This is a genomic window from Ruegeria sp. CK3, from assembly GCF_056536565.1.
Map to the genome: position 1 here is coordinate 56791 of NZ_JBQFPV010000016.1, position 17452 is coordinate 74242.

Here is a 17452-nt window from a genome sequence, read left to right on the forward strand (position 1 = left end):
CTCACACATTTTGAATATATCTGCAAATTCTGGACATCATTGAACGATCGTTTCGTCTTAAACCCAGCTCACCGGACGCTTGGGCTGAACACCTAGCGGAGCCCAAGAAATATCTTTAGGCGATACTCACCGCCTAAACATATGGCGAGATTTTACATTCGTTTGACCACAGACAGGAATTGTTGAGATGTATGTAACGGGCGACGACGATGGACCTTATGACATTTCCATTCAATACAGTCTTGTTTCAGGCATCGTTTGGTCAGTCTTTAGGTGAAAACGAACCCAGCGCAGCGGCAAGTGTTTGTTTGAGGATCTTCAACTTGCCGGAAAATCCCGCGATCTTGGTCGGGGTTTTACCGCTCCGAGGATAGCTGCGCGATACCGGCACTTCTGTGACGCGTAGGCCAAGTTGGCCCGCTCGCACACTCAGGTAGAACAGGAGTTCGTACGCGTCGAACACGTTTCGGAAAGGCTGCACGGCAGGGTTCATCAGAAATCGAGCGGAATAGCCGCGATAGCCGTTTGTAGTATCAGTCAGCTTTGTGCCCGACGCGAGGCTGAGAACTGGCGCGTGAATCATCCGGTTGGCCATAGTGCGCTCAAGCGGTGTGTTTTCGTGAGCACCATCCGTGTGATAGCGTGAGCCCTGTACGTAGTCGTAACCGTTGGACAATTTTTCCAAAAACAGAGGTATGGCCTCCATCCCATCCTTCCCGTTGCCATCAACAGTGACTATGCCTTCATACCCTTGCCGCAATGCCCAGGCGTAAGCCATTCGAAGTTGCGCGCTGAGCTTTCCGGGTCCTGTTTTCGTCAGACGCGCACGAACGCCGACCTCTCTTAGAAAATCGGCTTCTAAAGAGCCATCGGTCGAGCCTCCATCGGCAATAATAATATCAATCGGGTGGTTCAGAGCGGCGAGGTTGCGTAACTGACCTTGAATCCGCTGCCCCTCATTCAAGACAGGTATCACGAGGACGAATTTGTGCTGCTTCGAACCTAAGTCCAAAACATCAAATTCTGGAACCTGCCAATTTGTGTCATCACAGGAGGGAAATGAATGCATGTCTTCGTGCGCCTCGGTATTTGTATCGGAGTGCATCCAATCATTCTCCAGATGTTGATTGTGGCTGGTCGCTGCGCTGAAAAACCCAGTGTTTTGAAAGTAAGAAATTGATGGTGAACGACACGCCGACGGCCAGACACAGTATGATCATAGGCGCAGTTTGTGCAGGAAGAATGGCAGCAAGGCTCCAAACAGCGGCCACCCGAACTGCCATTGTGATAACAAGAGCCCCAAGATAACGTAGTTGACGCGATCCAGCACCTTTGGCTTTTTGACCTGCAAAAGCCCAAAGATCGAGCGCGACAAAATTGAAGAGTGCACCACAGGCAACACCAAATATGGCAGACAGTTCAAGTGGTATGCCAAACGCCAGTGCGCTTCGCGCGGCGGTCAGATCGACGACCAAGCCGAGCGCCACAGTGGCGCCGTATCGTAAGAAGTCATACCGACGCTGTGACATGTCTGTCGGCGCCCCTAAGGATGTATCTGAAATCGGCATATTTTAAGGCCTCATGCCGCGCCCTTAAATGGGAAAACAGGTCATATATATTGTCGATCTTGCCGCCCAGAACGGATGTGACCCGTCCACCTCGGGGCTCTTCGTGCACCAGAATAGGGCGCCCGTCATCGACTTCATTCTTCACAAGCACGGTTTTGACGTCGTAGATTGACTCGCCACTCGTAATTTGACCAACGCATGGCAAATAACGCGCGGCGTCCAAAACCATGTGTCTGAGGCGGCTTTCGAGTTCAATTTGGTCGAATGCTTTATACGGTGAAACCGAAGTAGCTTGATCCGTCCAGCTTACGTGCGGGGTATAGCGAACGTGCGTCAACGAGTATTTGCCCGCTGCCGGGTAGGGCATTAGGGAAAAAAACGGTCCATCCATCACCGTGACGGCATAATTCTGCATTTCGTCCGGCGGATCAACGAGAGCGAGCTCGGTCATCTCATGTTTGAGTCTTGCCAGCGGCAACCCGGAGTCCCTTAAAACATGGTTGATCTGCGCATAGGTGACGTTAAAGACATGATCAGCAAGGACTTCACTGCCGTCTGAAAGGTGAACGATCGCGGCCTCGGCATCGGGGTTGTCATCGATCGATACCACCTCGGTTCCTAATCTCAGATCGAGGTTGAAAGCATCAATTTGCGCCATCAGTTGATTTGCCAAAACGGAATAGTCAAACGCGAACTCGTCTGCGCGAAACACCGCCTCGATCCGGTCGTCGTCGAACATTGCAGCTTCTTGACGCGACGCCAACGCGATTGGAGCCTTCATGTTTTCAAACATCTTGCGAAATCGATTGGCAGATACTTTGGACCGCTGACGCGCCACCGCATAGAGCATCTGGAAGTCCGATACGATTGCGTCGGGAAAATCTGTTGCAAAGCGCTGGCACAGCTTACGCGATTTTAGTGCGGTTAGCATTGAGCGCGGGTAGTGGAATCCGGAATGCAAGCGCGCCTGATTGACCCGTGATGCGCGAGTCATAATCTCCGCGCTTGCCTCTACCAAGGTCACATCCTGTGTTGTAGAGCGTAAGAATAGAGCCAAGCAACAGCCATAGAATCCACCACCGATCACCAGGTACTTAACGCGTCGCGGAGATGTCACGGTGCACCTCCAGCCGTCTGCTTATGGACCAGTTTCGAGTCTGGCGTGACGTCTCGCCGATCTTCCAAGCTTTCGGTGCCATCCGTGTCGACATTCAGCGCGTTTGACACGCTTTCAAACAGATCAACGGAGCTTCGCTCAGCCACCAGATAGTCGATTGTTCGGCCGCGCATGATTTCCATCGCTTTGCGCAGGGTGACACAAATCGCAAACAACGCGGCACCCAAAAAGGCGAGCATCCCTGAGATTGATAGCGAAAGGGTGGTCCAGCCTTCCGCAATATCGGTTTTGGTCAGATAGATAATCACCACATAGACTGCAAAGAATACTGCACTGACAAACATGAATGCTGAGAACAAGGCCACTGCGCTGAGCAGTGATGGTCCCGCTTCAGTCACCATTCGCAACATCAGATCGGACCGGCTGGCCATGCGTCCTGACCAGGTAGGCTCATGCACTTTTGATGCGCCTTTGACATCAGGTGTTCGCCTCAGCACCGTCAGAGAATTGTCCCGTGGCGGAAATCGCAAGGCAAGAACCGGGTTCGCATCGTTCAGCAGCCGATTAAGAACGGTACGCGGGATCGCAGTGGTCTGCATATCACGAGTGCTGGCGTGAAACCCGCTGGCGCGGCCAAGAAGGGCAATAAATGGCTCGGCCAAAAAAGTGGCTTTGCGTTGTCCAAGGATCACGGCATTGCGATCCTGTGCGTCATCAATCATTGCGGGAATATCGAAGCTTGTGACTTCATTTACCGAAGTAATGACCACAAAGTCTCCAATCGCTTCAGAAGCTGCAATCACGCGGCGCTGGCTGTTGTCCAGCCCGCGCACAACCGAAAGATATCGTACGTTCGGTACGGCAACGAGTGCTTCTTCCAAAGCAGCATCGTAATCGGTTTCGTTGACGACAAGAATCTCCCAGTAACGGTAGTGCTTTTTCAACAGATCTGCAGTTGCAGCGATCCGCGGGACTGCGGCGTCAGGGGCGTGTGCGTCTGTGAAACACACAGATACAAGAATGTCATCGCGCAGTGTTGGACCGCTCATCGGGCCTCTCCGGCTAGGCGACGCGCCTCGAGCAAATTTTCCAGCGCCGTGTCTAAACCCGTCAGACCATCTTGCGGTTGGCGCATCTCAATTGATACAGCGTGCTGATATTCTAGCGTTTCCAGAGTTTGCAACACCTTCGCGGCGTCCTGCGGGTTTGCTGGCGCAGGTGACAAAAACGGCTCACTGATATGGACATGGTTTAGAACTGGACCCGCCGCGATCAACTGATCCATCACCTGATCAAATGTGTCAGTTAGCAGCGTCGCACCAACATCGAAATTAAGCATAATCGCAGCATGATTAGCACGTTTCACGAAAGCAAGCGTTTCATCAGGCGTTGTTAGAAAATTGGTGCCATATTCCGCTGGGTTGCACTCCATCGCGATTTTCGTGCCGGCAACAGCAGCAGCATCGGCCAGCGGTGTCAGGATTTCGATGGCTTTGTCGATTGCTGCGTTTGGCTCCATTTCCGACGGTCGCTGTCGCTGCTTTGGCGATCCCAAGACAAGATTTGGGATTCCAAGCCGGCCTGCCAACTTTATGGCACGCATCAATCCCTGTTCAAAAGCAGCTCTCCCATGGGCGTCACCGAACAGTTCAGCCCCTTCGACTCCGAACAGCAGCGATTGCATCGAAACCAGTGACAACCCAAAACGATCCAGCTCATTCTGGACTAATGCGATCTCCGCCTCGGTTGGGTCAAAAGGATCATCAGCCATGCTGAATAACAGGCCCGGGGCGATTTCAAGCCCAGTGATCCCTGCTGCCTGAAGTCTGGCATATGCTTTGAGGCGATCACTTGCGGACCATGCGATATTCGAAACGGCATACTCCATGACCTAGACTTCTACAGAGGCATTGAAAAACGCGGTGAGGGCGGCCAAAACATCATCCGCGCCGCGATTGTAGTGGCCGTTTTGGCCAAAAAGCTCTGCGTGTTGGGTGCGCATATCCTCTTTGTGAAGCTTTCCGGCTGTTTCAGGCATTTCGTTCTCCAGAAGAGAGCGATAAACATCGGATGCTTTGATTGGTTCTGGTGCAAGATGTAAAACGTCCAGCCCGGCATCCAATGCGAGATCAATGTCCCCTTTCAAACGATCCATTTCATAGAATTGATAGGTTGTCTCGCGATTGTGGAACATTACCGCGTTAATTCCGAGATTATCTGCCTCGGCAGTCAGCGCTGCTCGTTCCGGCAGTTTTGCCAGCGCCGCGCGCTCGATCACATACATCCCGAGCGCATCACTGATCGAGTAGATACTGTCCAAGGCCGGAACCAAAGAAGCTGGAAGTTGGTTTGCAAGCTTTTCATAACCGGTGGTATTCAGCATTGTTGGCATGGGGTTTATCAAATCGAAGATGAAGTTTTTCATCAAACCGGGCCCAAACAGAGCGGGTAGGCGAACGATCAAACACCGAGGGAAATGAGCCTGACAGGCTTGTTCCAGCCTTCTCCGATTGACGCCATAAGCAACGGTTTCCTGAAAACTCGAAGCGGTTTCGTTATACCCTCCATCGAAGCGGTCGAGTACGGCGATGGTCGAAATCAATACAAATCTGCTCGCCTGCATACGCGAAAGCGAGGCGATCAGAGCGTCGATGCGTTCAGCGTCGCGATCCGGATACTTATTGGCTTCAAACATCGAGCCGGGTGCTGCAGCACAGTAGAGCGTTTCAAATCGCTGATCCTCGGCGTGCTTCACGGTGCGTGAGTTGAATCCGCTTGCATCAGGGAGTGCACGCGCAAGGGTAGACCCAACAAACCCGGACTGTCCCAAAATACCAATATCTGATCGTGGCGCCATGGTCAGATATTCTCCAATCGGCTTCTTACTCGTTACTAATCCCGCGGGCGAGCCGCGGCGTCACAAAATATATCAGCACCCAGCGGTCTAGAGCCGGTCTGCTGGCAGGCCAACGGGTACTGCACACGGCGCCCTTCAATCACTTGAGCAACCTCATATTTGGAGTACGCTCCGCTTCGGCTTCTGTCAAAGAGAAACAGTCCAGCATGATGCGGGATTGCCGAACGGACCGGTCTCGGAGTTTGCGAATCTAGTTAAGTACAAGTAAAATGCAGCTTTTATTTGCGCTTTATGTAGTCTGATCCGTACCATTTGACCCTTTAATAATCACCACAAAAAGGGACGATTGTTTCCATTTCGCATTTTCCGATTGTAGAGTTGCTAGGTTTTTCTACATGCCTTCCGTAGTTGGCGAGGCGTCTGTTTCAGCCGCATCAACGTCTCATTTTGCCTCTTTGGCGCGTGATCATCGTGGTCAAAACACGGCTGAAACTATCGCGTTTGGCGGTGGCTTCAAAACACATCCAAGTCTCAATGAGAATGAAAACAATGGGTTGAACGTCCACCGTGCTTCAGCTCAGCTTGCGATATGCTGAGAAGCATAGAAATATCACCAAGTTTGCTGGAGAACCGGGTTTCCGACAGGCCATACCCCATAACGGGTGTAAGATAATTGATTGCGTTGTCCCGGAAGCACCTTAAATTGTGGCCTAGGTCACATGCGGTTGCTACGAAATGCCCTAAACGTGAACAGGGTAGTTTGGTATACTGCGATGACAAGACTGAAATCCCTTGTCAGGATTAGGATACCCGAGTGTCCGAAGGTGGCATTGCGATTAATATGAGTACGAGGATTTGAATATTCATTCCAACGATACACCAGGCGGCAGCGAAAGCTCGCTTGATATCTACACCGCTCATTTCGGGTTAAACGAGCGACCCTTCTCGTTGCTGCCGGACCCGGACTTCATTTTCTGGTCGCAAGCGCATCTGCAGGCCTACACGATGCTCGAATACGGTATCCTGACACGCGCTCCGATAACATTGATTACAGGTGACGTTGGAGCCGGCAAGACAACATTGTTGTACCATCTCCTGAAAAGTGTGGGCAATGACGTAAAGATTGGTCTGATCTCAAATGCGCATGGAGACCGTGGCGAATTGTTGCGCTGGGTATTGATGGCGCTTGATCAACCGGCCCCTCCAGAGGCCACATATGTTGATCTGTTTGCCATGTTCCAGTCTCATCTAATCGAGGAATACGCTCAAGGTCACCGCGTGATCCTGATATTTGATGAGGCGCAGAACTTAACGCCGGAATCGCTGGAAGAGCTCCGGATGTTCACCAACATCAATGCGAATAAAGACGAGCTACTGCAATTGGTGTTGGTTGGTCAGCCCGAATTGCAGGAGATCGTCCGCCGTCCCGAGTTGCGTCAGTTCGCGCAGCGTGTTGCCTCCAGTTTTCATTTGAAGGCGATGGATAGGAAAACGGTACGAAAATATGTAGCACACAGGCTTAGTGTTGCTGGGGCCGAGCGCAACTTTTTCAGCCCCGCCGCGACGGACCTGATTTACGAGGCGACACAGGGAGTACCGCGTTTGGTCAATCAGCTTTGCGACTTGTCGATGGTGTATGCCTCTACCCGCGGTCGTCAGCGCGTCGTGCGGAAAACGGTCGAAATGGTTCTTGAAGATGGCGCCTTTTTTGCCGCGAGCTTGCATTCAGATAGCGGTGGTTCAAGTTCATGATCAGGGACATCCAATTCTACCTTTCTTTGGTTTGGCGCCGGCTCTATTTCATCGTTCCCATTATTGCGTTTTGTACGCTTGGTGCGGTCTATGCAGCGTTTACGCTGCCACCCGTCTACAAGGCGCAGTCGCGACTGGTCGTAGAATCTGCTCAAATTCCGGGCGATCTTGCGTCGACCACCGTACAGGCGAGTGTCGTGGAAATTCTCCAAGTCATCCAGCAGCGGGTTCTGGCGCGATCCAATTTGCTAGACTTGTCGAGCCGTTTTGCGCTGCATGATGGCCAGCCGGAACTGACTCCAGATGAGATAGTCTGGGATATGCAAGAGCGAATTGAGCTTGAAATACCTTATAATACTCTGAACCAGGCGGCGTTCGTGACGGTGTCGTTTGCATCGGCCGATGCTGAAGTCTCAGCTATGGTTACCAATGAATTGGTGGCGCAGATACTCAGGGAAAACGTTGCGATGCGCACAGGTGTCGCGGCGCAGACACTGGAATTCTTTGTTCAGGAGGTGGCGCGACTGGATGGTGAGATGGCAGAGCAGGGTCGCAAGATCCTTGAGTTTAAGGAAGCCCATCAAGACGCATTGCCAGAAAGTCTGAACTACAGCCGTGAGCGTCAGTCTTCGTTGCAGGAGCGGATGCTTCAGCTGGATCGCGAATTGTCGGGTCTACGCGACCGCCGTGCTCGGCTTGTTGAGGTCTACGAAAGGACTGGGCGTTCAGATTTGGCCGGAGAGAGCCTGACACCGGAACAGCGCCGCCTAAGGCAATTACAGGACGAACGTGCTTCGGCTCTGGTTATCTATTCATCTGATCACCCGCGCATTCGGTCGTTGGATGGTCAGATAGCGGCATTGGAGGCAGCCAATATCCAGTTGGGTCTTGGCACCGAGACAGCGCCGAACTTCACACCATTTGATCTGCAGGTCTCGGACATTGATGGGCAGATCGATTTTATTGAGACTCAAAAGGCGGACGTCGATGCAGAGTTGGAATCACTGGCGCGGTCCATCGAGGCGACTCCAACTAATGCAATTGCTCTGGGTACTCTCGAACGGGATTATGACAATCTGCGTTTGCAATACACTCAGGCGACCGCCAGCCTTGCCGAAGCCCGTACAGGCGATCAAATCGAAACCCAGTCTCGTGGTCAGCGCATCACTGTAGCAGAGCATGCCGTAGTACCGACAATTCCCGCAGAACCCAGCCGAAAAAAGATTGTAGCGATGGGTATTGCAGCTGGATTCGCAATCGCGGGAGGATTGTTTGTTTTGCTGGAGATTCTCAATTCAACCGTGCGCAGACCGGCAGATATCTCTTCTCGTTTTGATGTGCCTGTGTTTGGGACTGTGCCGTATTTATGGACTAAACGAGAGATTGCTGTTCGGCGAGCCATGATTGTAGCTGGTCTGAGCCTCCCAATTGTTGGAGTGGTTGCAGCTTTGTACTTAGTTCACCTATATTATCTACCACTTGATCTTGTTCTCGAGAAAGTAGCCGAAAAGCTAGGCGCGACGGATTTGCTTGATCGGTTGAAACTGGGATAACGGGATCCAAAGGTTATGGAACGTATTCAGTCTGCCATTCAAAAAGCCCGAGAAGCGCGGCGTGTGTCGGCTTCCGACGAAATTGCTCCGAAGCCTGCAGGCGCTACTGTGGAAGCTCTGCAGCCCGAGAATCCGGCTGTCCCGCTCGTTGATAAGCTGTGGGCGGACTTGCCTGAGTACGATCTGAAGCCCAGCCAATTGAAGCGGGCCCGAATCTCTGGTTACGAGGCGTCCGCAGATTCTGCGTCATTTGATGTTTTGCGCACACGTATGATGCATCAGATGGCTAGTAACAATTGGCGTCGAGTTGCGATCACTTCACCAGGGTCCGCCTGCGGAAAGACTACTTTGAGTCTAAATCTGGCGTTCAGTATCGCCCGCCAGAGAAATATCCGGTCGATGCTGGTCGATTTGGACCTGCGACGTCCATCAGCTCACAAACTTCTGGGTACAAGCAAATGCAATTTTGCCAACGCTTTGGAAGGCCAAAGCCAGCCCGAGGACCACATGGTCTGTTACGATCGGAAGCTGGCTTTTGCTTTGAACAGCGATTCGGTAGCGAACTCTGCCGAACTGCTGCAGGACAAAGACGTTGCTCACGTTATTGATCGGATTGAAGAGCGGTATCAGCCAGATATCATGATTTTTGACACTTCCCCTATGCTCGCTTGCGACGACACATATGCATTTCTCGATCAGATTGATTGCGTTTTGTTAGTGGCCGCGGCCGAAGATACTTCGGCTGATGAACTGGAGAAGTGCAAGGACGAGATCGCTGGGCGCTGCAATCTGCTGGGTGTGGTCCTAAACAAATGCCGTTACCTCGAGAAATTGGATAAATACGGTTACTGACTGCTGTTCCCGGATCCGGCACCTGATGAATACACAGATCAGGAATTGCGCAAGCGCCGAAAATTCAGTCAATGCCTTAGAAACGCCGTTTCATACGGTGATCAACGTGCCAAGCGTACGCGCAAAGCCTGGAAGAATAGTTTGGGCAAAATCGCGAGACACCGAGCATATCTGCCCGCAAGTCGCCTCGGGTTGTTGGCCATGCGCCAAACCCATTCCAGCGACAGCTTTCGTACCCAGGACGGCGCGCGGGTTTGACTGCCTGCTATGAAATCCAGGCCTGCCCCAATTGAGACGAATCCGCAGGACGGTACAATTTGAGCACCCCGTGCCGCCAGAATTTCCTGTTTCGGCGCGCCTAGCGCTAGGAAACAAAGGCGTGCTCCAGATGATTGGATGGTCTCAAAGTAGGTGGCAACCTCAGGCCCATTGGTATCCAACCCATAGGGCGGCGCGATTTTAGCAACAACGGAAAGCCCTGGATTGTCTTTCTCCAGCTGATCCGCCGCCCGGTCCAATGTGTACTGTGTTGCCCCTAAAAGCGCGACAGGTACGCCATGTTGCGCAGCCAACTTTGCCAGCGGCGCGATTAGGTCTGAGCCGGGGATCAATTCGATTGGGCGCCCCGCAAGCCGCGAAAGATACACAATTGGGTTTCCGTCAGCTACCACGTGGCTGTGCGAAATATAGGCCGAACGAAAATCGGGCATCTCACGCATTTTAACGATGTGGTCCAGGTTTAAGGTCGCCAGAGTAAAGCCCCGCCCTCGATTCCAGCAGTCACTCACGCTCGCAAAAAGCGCTGCCTTCGTGGGCTGGCTTATCAGCGACAGAAACTCGGGCCCTTGTGCCAATTGATGCGAAGCGATGTCAGTCTCGGAATTCACAAAAACTATTCCACTACTTAATAACCAATACCCTTTGATGGCTCAGCGAAGCGGAATTGTCTATCGCTAGCTGCGTCCTTGCGAGAACAACAAAAAAGACGAACATCACAGCAGTGCGCTTGTGTGCCTTTGCTTTTAACCTTGCTCCAGCCCCGGTTTTAGATCGAAAACAGTCGGAAATTGTTCCAAATCAGCAATCTTCTCGCTTACCGGGTGCTTCACTTTCGAGCGTATACGAAATTTCATTAAAAAACCGATGAAATTTGGAGCGAATTGAGGTCGGGAATGGGGCGAAAATGCAAAAAAACCATGATTTCACTTAGAAACTCGGCGGAAATCTGGACACGCTCGGCAATGTCTCGCTTGCTTGAATAGCTCTGAGTATTTCCGGGTTGTGGGCAATTTGAGGTCTGGGTATGCCATTGTTCAGGGATGGTGAACTAGTTTTTTCGTTACTTCAAATGTTACTCGATTCTCGCGGCTTACGGGTCGTGGAAACGCTTGGAATGGACAAAATGAAAAGGCGGCTGGGATGGCACCTAAACTGAAGTACTTAGCCTCGGATAATAATTCGACGGCAAACTTTGAGACACCCGGTTTACAAAATGGACACAGTTTCGCCGCAGATATGATCTTGTGCCAGCTTCCTGCCGCACTTTCGCCCTTCTGGACCTGTACCTCCTGACCGACCACCACATTGATTGGAGCCTCACCAGGGTTTCATCAAATGCACCAAGGATAACGTAATGAGCAGCATCGACACTCGGATTTTCGGCATTCCGACCGAAGGCTTGGGCTTTATCGCAGAGTACTACACGTTACCCCAATGGGTTTCCAGTATTTCGGAAGTAAACTTCGATCTAACACCTGACGCGGTTGAGGTGGTTTCGGAGCTGGATATTGAACGCTCAACTGAAGCCTTCTGGGATGGCGGTCCCCAAGACTCGTTTGCAGCAAGGTATTCGGGCGCCCTCAACGTAAGCCAGGCTGGCGTCTACACCTTCTACCTTACGTCTGATGACGGTTCGGCTTTGTACATTGATGGACAGCTTGTCATCGACAACGATGGAAACCATGGTGACAGGCTGATTCAGACCGACATTATGCTCGACGCTGGGTCCCATGATATCGAGATCCGCTATTTCGAAAGCGGCGGTTTACAAACGCTCAAGTTGGAATGGGAGGGTCTTGATACCGGAGGCGAAAGGCAGCTGATCAGTTCTAACGTCGTGGACTACTCTATTTCTGATGCCGCAGAAACAGCCACGGAAGGATTTGACGAAGCTTCTTCTGATGCAGATGTTGCGCCGCAGGCGACAGAGAGTCTGGGACTTGTTGCCAAGTTTTTCGAACTCCAAGGCGGTACTTCGCGTCTGGAGCAGATCGACTTTAACGCTGATCCGGTTTCGGAGATGATCCTGTCCGAAGTCGCATTCGAACGGGGTCGGGATGCATGGTGGGACGGTGGCGCGCGGAATAGATTTGCCGCCGAGGTCACGGGCCAATTGAATGTCGAGACAGCTGGGGAATACACAATTTATCTGACCTCGGATGACGGCTCCGCGCTGTTTATCGACGGTGAACAAGTGATCGACAACGATGGCTTGCATGGCGACGTCATGATCCCGGTGACACTGTTCTTAACTGCAGGTTCGCATGATCTTGAGCTTCAGTATTTCGAGAACAAGGGTCGACAGACCTTGGTCTTGGAATGGAGCGGACCGGATACTCAGGGTGGCAGAACTCTGATAGCGGGAGACAGCCTGAGTCATTCGCTGCCAGGCAGCGTTACCGATGATGACGGCACGGATGGATCGGATACGACCGACGACGCTGTTGATCAGGTAGATCAGGGCGGGACCGATGATGGCGATGCGGGCCATGGTGATCATGTTGACGCTGACGGTGGCGATACGGGCCAAGACGGTGGAAATGATGGTACAGATGGTTCCGGTACCACCGACGACGCTGTTGATCAGGTAGATCAGGGCGGGACCGATGATGGCGATGCGGGCCATGGTGATCATGTTGACACTGACGGTGGCGACACGGGCCAAGACGGCGGAAATGATGGTACGGATGGTTCCGATACCACCGACGACGCTGTTGATCAGGTAGATCAGGGCGGGACAGATGATGGCGATGCGGGCCAAGGTGATCAAGTTGACACCGACGGTGGCGATATGGGTCACGACGGCGGGCATGACAGCAATGACGACCAAACATCACAGAACCGTGGTCTGGTTGCTCAGTATTTTGTTTTGCCGACAGCGGCTTGGAGCCTTGCTGAAATTGATTTTGACGCAACGCCCGATCTGACAAGCACTGTCTCGGAGTTGAATTTCGAGAACTCAAATAACCCGTTCTGGGAAAATGGCGCACAGGATGAATTCGCGGCCCGTTACAGAGGTACACTCAATGTTGAAACGGCCGGTTCATACACGATTTACCTGACATCCGATGATGGGTCCGCAGTCTACCTGAACGGTGAGCGCATTATCGACAATGATGGCCCTCATGGAGCTGTGACCATTCCGGTCGTAGTCGATTTGGAAGCTGGTGAGCACGACCTCGAAGTCCGCTATTTTGAGATTTGGGGCGACCAGGTCCTGAGGCTGGAGTGGAGTGGTCCTGACACGAACGGTGTGACCGAAGTCATTTCCGGCGATAGCCTTGGTCATTCGTTGCCGGACGGCGATACCGTACATGATGGTCATGACGGTACGGATGGATCCGATACCACCGACGACGCTGTTGATCAGGTAGATCAGGGCGGGACCGATGATGGCGATGCGGGCCATGGTGATCATGTTGACACTGACGGTGGCGACACGGGCCAAGACGGCGGAAATGATGGTACGGATGGTTCCGATACCACCGACGACGCTGTTGATCAGGTAGATCAGGGCGGGACCGATGATGGTGACGCGGGCCAAGGTGATCAAGTTGACACCGACGGTGGCGATATGGGTCACGACGGCGGGCATGACAGCAATGACGACCAAACATCACAGAACCGTGGTCTGGTTGCTCAGTATTTTGTTTTGCCGACAGCGGCTTGGAGCCTTGCTGAAATTGATTTTGACGCAACGCCCGATCTGACAAGCACTGTCTCGGAGTTGAATTTCGAGAACTCAAATAACCCGTTCTGGGAAAATGGCGCACAGGATGAATTCGCGGCCCGTTACAGAGGTACACTCAATGTTGAAACGGCCGGTTCATACACGATTTACCTGACATCCGATGATGGGTCCGCAGTCTACCTGAACGGTGAGCGCATTATCGACAATGATGGCCCACATGGAGCTGTGACCATTCCGGTCGTGGTCGATTTGGAAGCTGGCGAGCACGACCTCGAAGTCCGCTATTTTGAGATTTGGGGCGACCAGGTCCTTAGGCTGGAGTGGGGTGGTCCTGACACGAACGGGGCAAGAGAAGTCATTTCAGGCGATAGCCTCGGTCATTCGGTGCCGGACGGCGATACAGTACATGATGGTCACGACGGTACGGATGGATCCGATACCACCGACGACGCTGTTGATCAGGGAGATCAGGGCGGGACCGATGATGGCGACATGGTCCACGACGGTGGAGATCATGGAACGGATGGATCGGATACCACCGACGACGTGGTTGATAACGGTGATCAGGGCGGGGCCGACGGTGGCGACATGGTCCACGACGGCGGAGATCATGGAACGGATGGTTCGGATACCACCGATGACATGGTTGATCAGGGCGATCATGGCGGGACCGATGATGGCGACATGGTCCACGACGGCGGAGATCATGGAACGGATGGTTCGGATACCACCGATGATGTGGTTGATCACGGCGATCATGGCGGGACTGATGATGGCCATACGGGCCACGATGATCATGCCGACAGCGACGAAGTGGATCATGGTGGTGAGAACCTTCCTGGCACGATCCCAGAGCCAACTGACCCTTCCGAACATGACGCGTTTGTTGCGGCGGTAATGGCCGAGCCCAATGCGCACGCGCATGGCGACAATATGACTATGTCCACGGAGCATGGTGCGCTGCTGGATCTTGTTGATCGCTCTGACGCCACCCATGTGGCCGTATCAGATGGCGATTGGTTTGACCCCAACACCTGGTATGAAGGGCGCATTCCGGACGAAGGTGCTAACGTCTTGATTCCGAAGAACATCGCAGTCACCTACAATGGTGTGAGCGATGCATCACTGTTCACAGTTCGTGTTGATGGTGAATTGTCCTTCGCGACCAACATTAACACGCGCATGGTCGTTGACACGATGGTTGTCGACACATCCGGCCGACTTGAAATTGGAACAGAAGACAATCCGATTGCGGCCAATGTGAATGCCGAAATTGTCATTGCCAACAACGGCGACATTGACGTCAGTTGGGATCCGACTTTGCTGTCGCGCGGTGTGATCTCGCACGGTCAAGTCGAAATTCACGGTGCAGAAAAGCAAGCGTTCTTGACCGTGTCGGAAGCCCCGATGCGTGGGGAAAACACACTGTCGCTTTCCGAAATCCCCGATGGATGGCAAGTCGGTGACAATCTGGTTCTGACAGGAACGCACCAAACTGGGCATACTGGTACAGCTCTTGGCTACATCGAAAGCCAAGACGAAGAGATCACGATCACCGCCATCAACGGCAATCAGATCACCTTTGAACCTCCACTGGAGCATGATCACGATACACCGCGTGACGATTTGTTTGCCTACGTCGCGAACATGTCCAGAAACATTACGTTCTCGAGTGAGGATGGGGATGCCACCCAAACTCATCACCGCGGACACGTAATGTTCATGCACAATGACGACGTCGACGTCCGCTACGCAGCATTCGAAGACCTGGGACGGACCGACAAATCCACACCCGCCGCACTTAGCACTGCTGATTTGGGGGTTGTGGAACCGGACAGTAACATCCAAGGTCGCTATTCATTCCATTTCCACTTGACGGGCACTTCTGATCAGGACAATCCGGCGATTGCTGTTGGAAATACCGTCGATGGTTCGCCTGGCTGGGGATTTGTCCACCATTCCAGCAATGCTAACTTCGCAGAGAATGTCGCCTTTGACGTTTTCGGGGCTGCATTTGTAGCTGAAGCCGGTGACGAGACAGGCTCCTGGTTCAGAAATATGGCGATCAATGCCCAAGGTACGAACTGGGGCGATTGGGAAGTCAAGGACGGAGCACGCGTCTCGAGTCAAGATATAGGCCATACTGGCGACGGGTTCTTCTTCGCAGGCCGTTTGGTTGAGGCAGCGGAAAACGTCGCAGCGAATACCAACAATGGTTTCGTCTGGATGATGCGCAACAACAAGGCCGATCCTTCAGTCGATAACTTGGATCACCCTGAGATAGGGTATGGCCGGGACACCATTCTAAACAACCTGGCGCCTATTCAGGGGTTTCGTGACAACGAGGCTTTTGGCACCAATACAGGGATCATCGTCATCAAGGATTTCCCTTGGCAGACGCAGCACGATCTTCGCACTGTTTTTGACGGTTTCTTGAACTGGGAAACTTCCACCGGCGCAAACCTGAGCTACACCTCACACTATACGTTCATTGACTTCGATCTCATCAACGCAAGAGAGCGCCTGGGCGACGTCAATAACTACGGGATAGACTTCGGAACAAACATCTACGACATGGTTCTAAATGGGCTGCGCGTAGAAGGTTTTGATGCGGCCGTTGACTTCCGGTCGGATTTCACAGCTTCATTCCCGGATAGCGATGTTGCAAATATCCTGATTGATTTTGAATCGATCAATAACGGCACAGATATCCTTGGCTACAACCCCGCTGCTCACCAGATACTGACGTCGGATGATTTGACTCCTGGCAGGCTGGAATTTGTTCATGACGGTGGTCTTAGCATCGCATTGGGCGAAAACTTCAGCTTTGATGGTGTCAGAACCGACTCGATTGGGACCCGAGACCGGGCGTTTGAGCAAGAGCCGCTTCAGATCGAGTTTTATGAGCACATCATCTACCTGATCTCCGAAAACGGATACTACAGGACAGAAGACGGTCGGAACGTGCTTTTGATCGACGACTTTATCACCGACAGAGCAACCGGCGAAGTCATGAAGATCACTCATGTTGTCACGCTTGAGATGACAGACGCTGAACTGGCGAACAACTGGATGATCAACAACTACGCGAACGGTGCCCGGTTTAACGGCATGCTTGATCTGGGAGGTTCGGCTCCGGATGCAGTGGACGACAATTTCTCAACTGGAATGAATCAGGGCATTCTGATTGACGTGCTTGCCAATGATTCAGATGCGGAAAGCGTTGAACTCAACGTAAGTGGTTTCACCGATCCTGAGAATGGCGATGTATACGTTCAAGAAGATGGGCAGTTGCTGTACCAACCGAACATCAACTTCGAGGGTACCGACACATTTGAGTACTGGGTAGCGGACTCGTCTGGTCAGCTGTCTGAGGCGACTGTCGTGGTTGAGGTGTGGGACCTATGATCTGAGTTCCGCACGTAATCTGCGGATGTCTTAAGAGGCCGTACTGCCTACAAAAGCCATGCTTGGCCGAGTTGTCCTGCTTGCCATCGTGCAAAAGGGTATCTCAGGCGCGTGGCTTTTGGTTATGCTGGCCGGACTCATTGCCGGTTTGTTTCCAGGTTGGGTAGCGTCGAAAACTTTAGTGCTACCCACGTGATCAATGGGCCGTCGACCTGGCGCGATCTACCATTTGTTTGGTCGTTGCTTCGTTGTCTGCCGATGATCCATTCGCAGAAAGTTCCCCGCTCCGTCGTTTGAAATCTCAAGTTTAAGCGCAACGGAGGCGTATCTGGCTGGATTGCTTAGTTGCTGGTGGGTCTTGGTTCAGTACATCGT

11 protein-coding genes are annotated in these 17452 nt (G+C 52.6%); 4 read left to right on the forward strand and 7 right to left on the reverse strand.

Annotated elements, in window-relative coordinates:
- Positions 1-262: 262 nt before the first annotated feature.
- Genes ACR0C3_RS21395 through ACR0C3_RS21420 form a run of 6 tightly spaced genes read right to left on the reverse strand, consistent with a single transcriptional unit; the run spans position 263 to position 5542 of the window.
- Entirely contained in the window at positions 263-1105 is an 843-nt protein-coding gene (locus ACR0C3_RS21395; protein ID WP_480760434.1) for a glycosyltransferase family 2 protein, read from the reverse strand.
- A gap of 4 nt (positions 1106-1109) precedes the next feature.
- The gene (locus ACR0C3_RS21400; RefSeq protein ID WP_480760435.1) at positions 1110-1529 is read right to left on the reverse strand and encodes a GtrA family protein; all 420 of its coding nucleotides are present in this window, start codon (positions 1527-1529) and stop codon (positions 1110-1112) included.
- Positions 1510-2685, reverse strand: coding sequence for an FAD-dependent oxidoreductase (locus ACR0C3_RS21405; RefSeq protein WP_480760436.1), 1176 nt, complete (start codon positions 2683-2685; stop codon positions 1510-1512). The genes ACR0C3_RS21400 and ACR0C3_RS21405 overlap by 20 nt, the downstream gene beginning before the upstream one ends.
- A complete protein-coding gene (locus ACR0C3_RS21410; RefSeq protein WP_170380762.1) occupies positions 2682-3734 on the reverse strand; it encodes a hypothetical protein in 1053 nt (350 codons plus the stop codon). Before ACR0C3_RS21410 ends, ACR0C3_RS21405 begins: the two co-directional genes overlap by 4 nt.
- Positions 3731-4573, reverse strand: a complete 843-nt coding sequence (locus ACR0C3_RS21415; protein ID WP_480760437.1) for a sugar phosphate isomerase/epimerase family protein — start codon at positions 4571-4573, stop codon at positions 3731-3733. The genes ACR0C3_RS21410 and ACR0C3_RS21415 overlap by 4 nt, the downstream gene beginning before the upstream one ends.
- 3 nt (positions 4574-4576) lie before the next feature.
- A complete protein-coding gene (locus ACR0C3_RS21420; RefSeq protein ID WP_480760438.1) occupies positions 4577-5542 on the reverse strand; it encodes an NAD-dependent epimerase/dehydratase family protein in 966 nt (321 codons plus the stop codon).
- 855 nt (positions 5543-6397) lie between these two features.
- On the opposite strand from ACR0C3_RS21420, the gene ACR0C3_RS21425 reads away from it, so the two are divergent.
- Genes ACR0C3_RS21425 through ACR0C3_RS21435 form a run of 3 tightly spaced genes read left to right on the forward strand, consistent with a single transcriptional unit; the run spans position 6398 to position 9699 of the window.
- On the forward strand, positions 6398-7294 hold the full coding sequence (locus ACR0C3_RS21425) for an AAA family ATPase (protein WP_170380767.1): 897 nt from the start codon (positions 6398-6400) through the stop codon (positions 7292-7294).
- Positions 7291-8847 carry a GumC family protein gene (locus ACR0C3_RS21430; protein WP_480760440.1) on the forward strand — a complete coding sequence of 519 codons (1557 nt, stop codon included), beginning with the start codon at positions 7291-7293 and terminating at the stop codon, positions 8845-8847. The genes ACR0C3_RS21425 and ACR0C3_RS21430 overlap by 4 nt, the downstream gene beginning before the upstream one ends.
- A gap of 15 nt (positions 8848-8862) precedes the next feature.
- Complete coding sequence (locus tag ACR0C3_RS21435) at positions 8863-9699, forward strand: CpsD/CapB family tyrosine-protein kinase (protein ID WP_425084674.1); 837 nt, start codon at positions 8863-8865, stop codon at positions 9697-9699.
- A 101-nt stretch (positions 9700-9800) separates the two neighbouring features.
- Here ACR0C3_RS21435 and ACR0C3_RS21440 read toward each other — a convergent pair whose 3' ends face one another.
- On the reverse strand, positions 9801-10409 hold the full coding sequence (locus ACR0C3_RS21440) for a WecB/TagA/CpsF family glycosyltransferase (protein ID WP_480760442.1): 609 nt from the start codon (positions 10407-10409) through the stop codon (positions 9801-9803).
- A gap of 923 nt (positions 10410-11332) precedes the next feature.
- Here ACR0C3_RS21440 and ACR0C3_RS21445 point away from each other — a divergent pair.
- Positions 11333-17077 carry a PA14 domain-containing protein gene (locus ACR0C3_RS21445; protein ID WP_480760443.1) on the forward strand — a complete coding sequence of 1915 codons (5745 nt, stop codon included), beginning with the start codon at positions 11333-11335 and terminating at the stop codon, positions 17075-17077.
- Positions 17078-17452 lie beyond the last annotated feature (375 nt).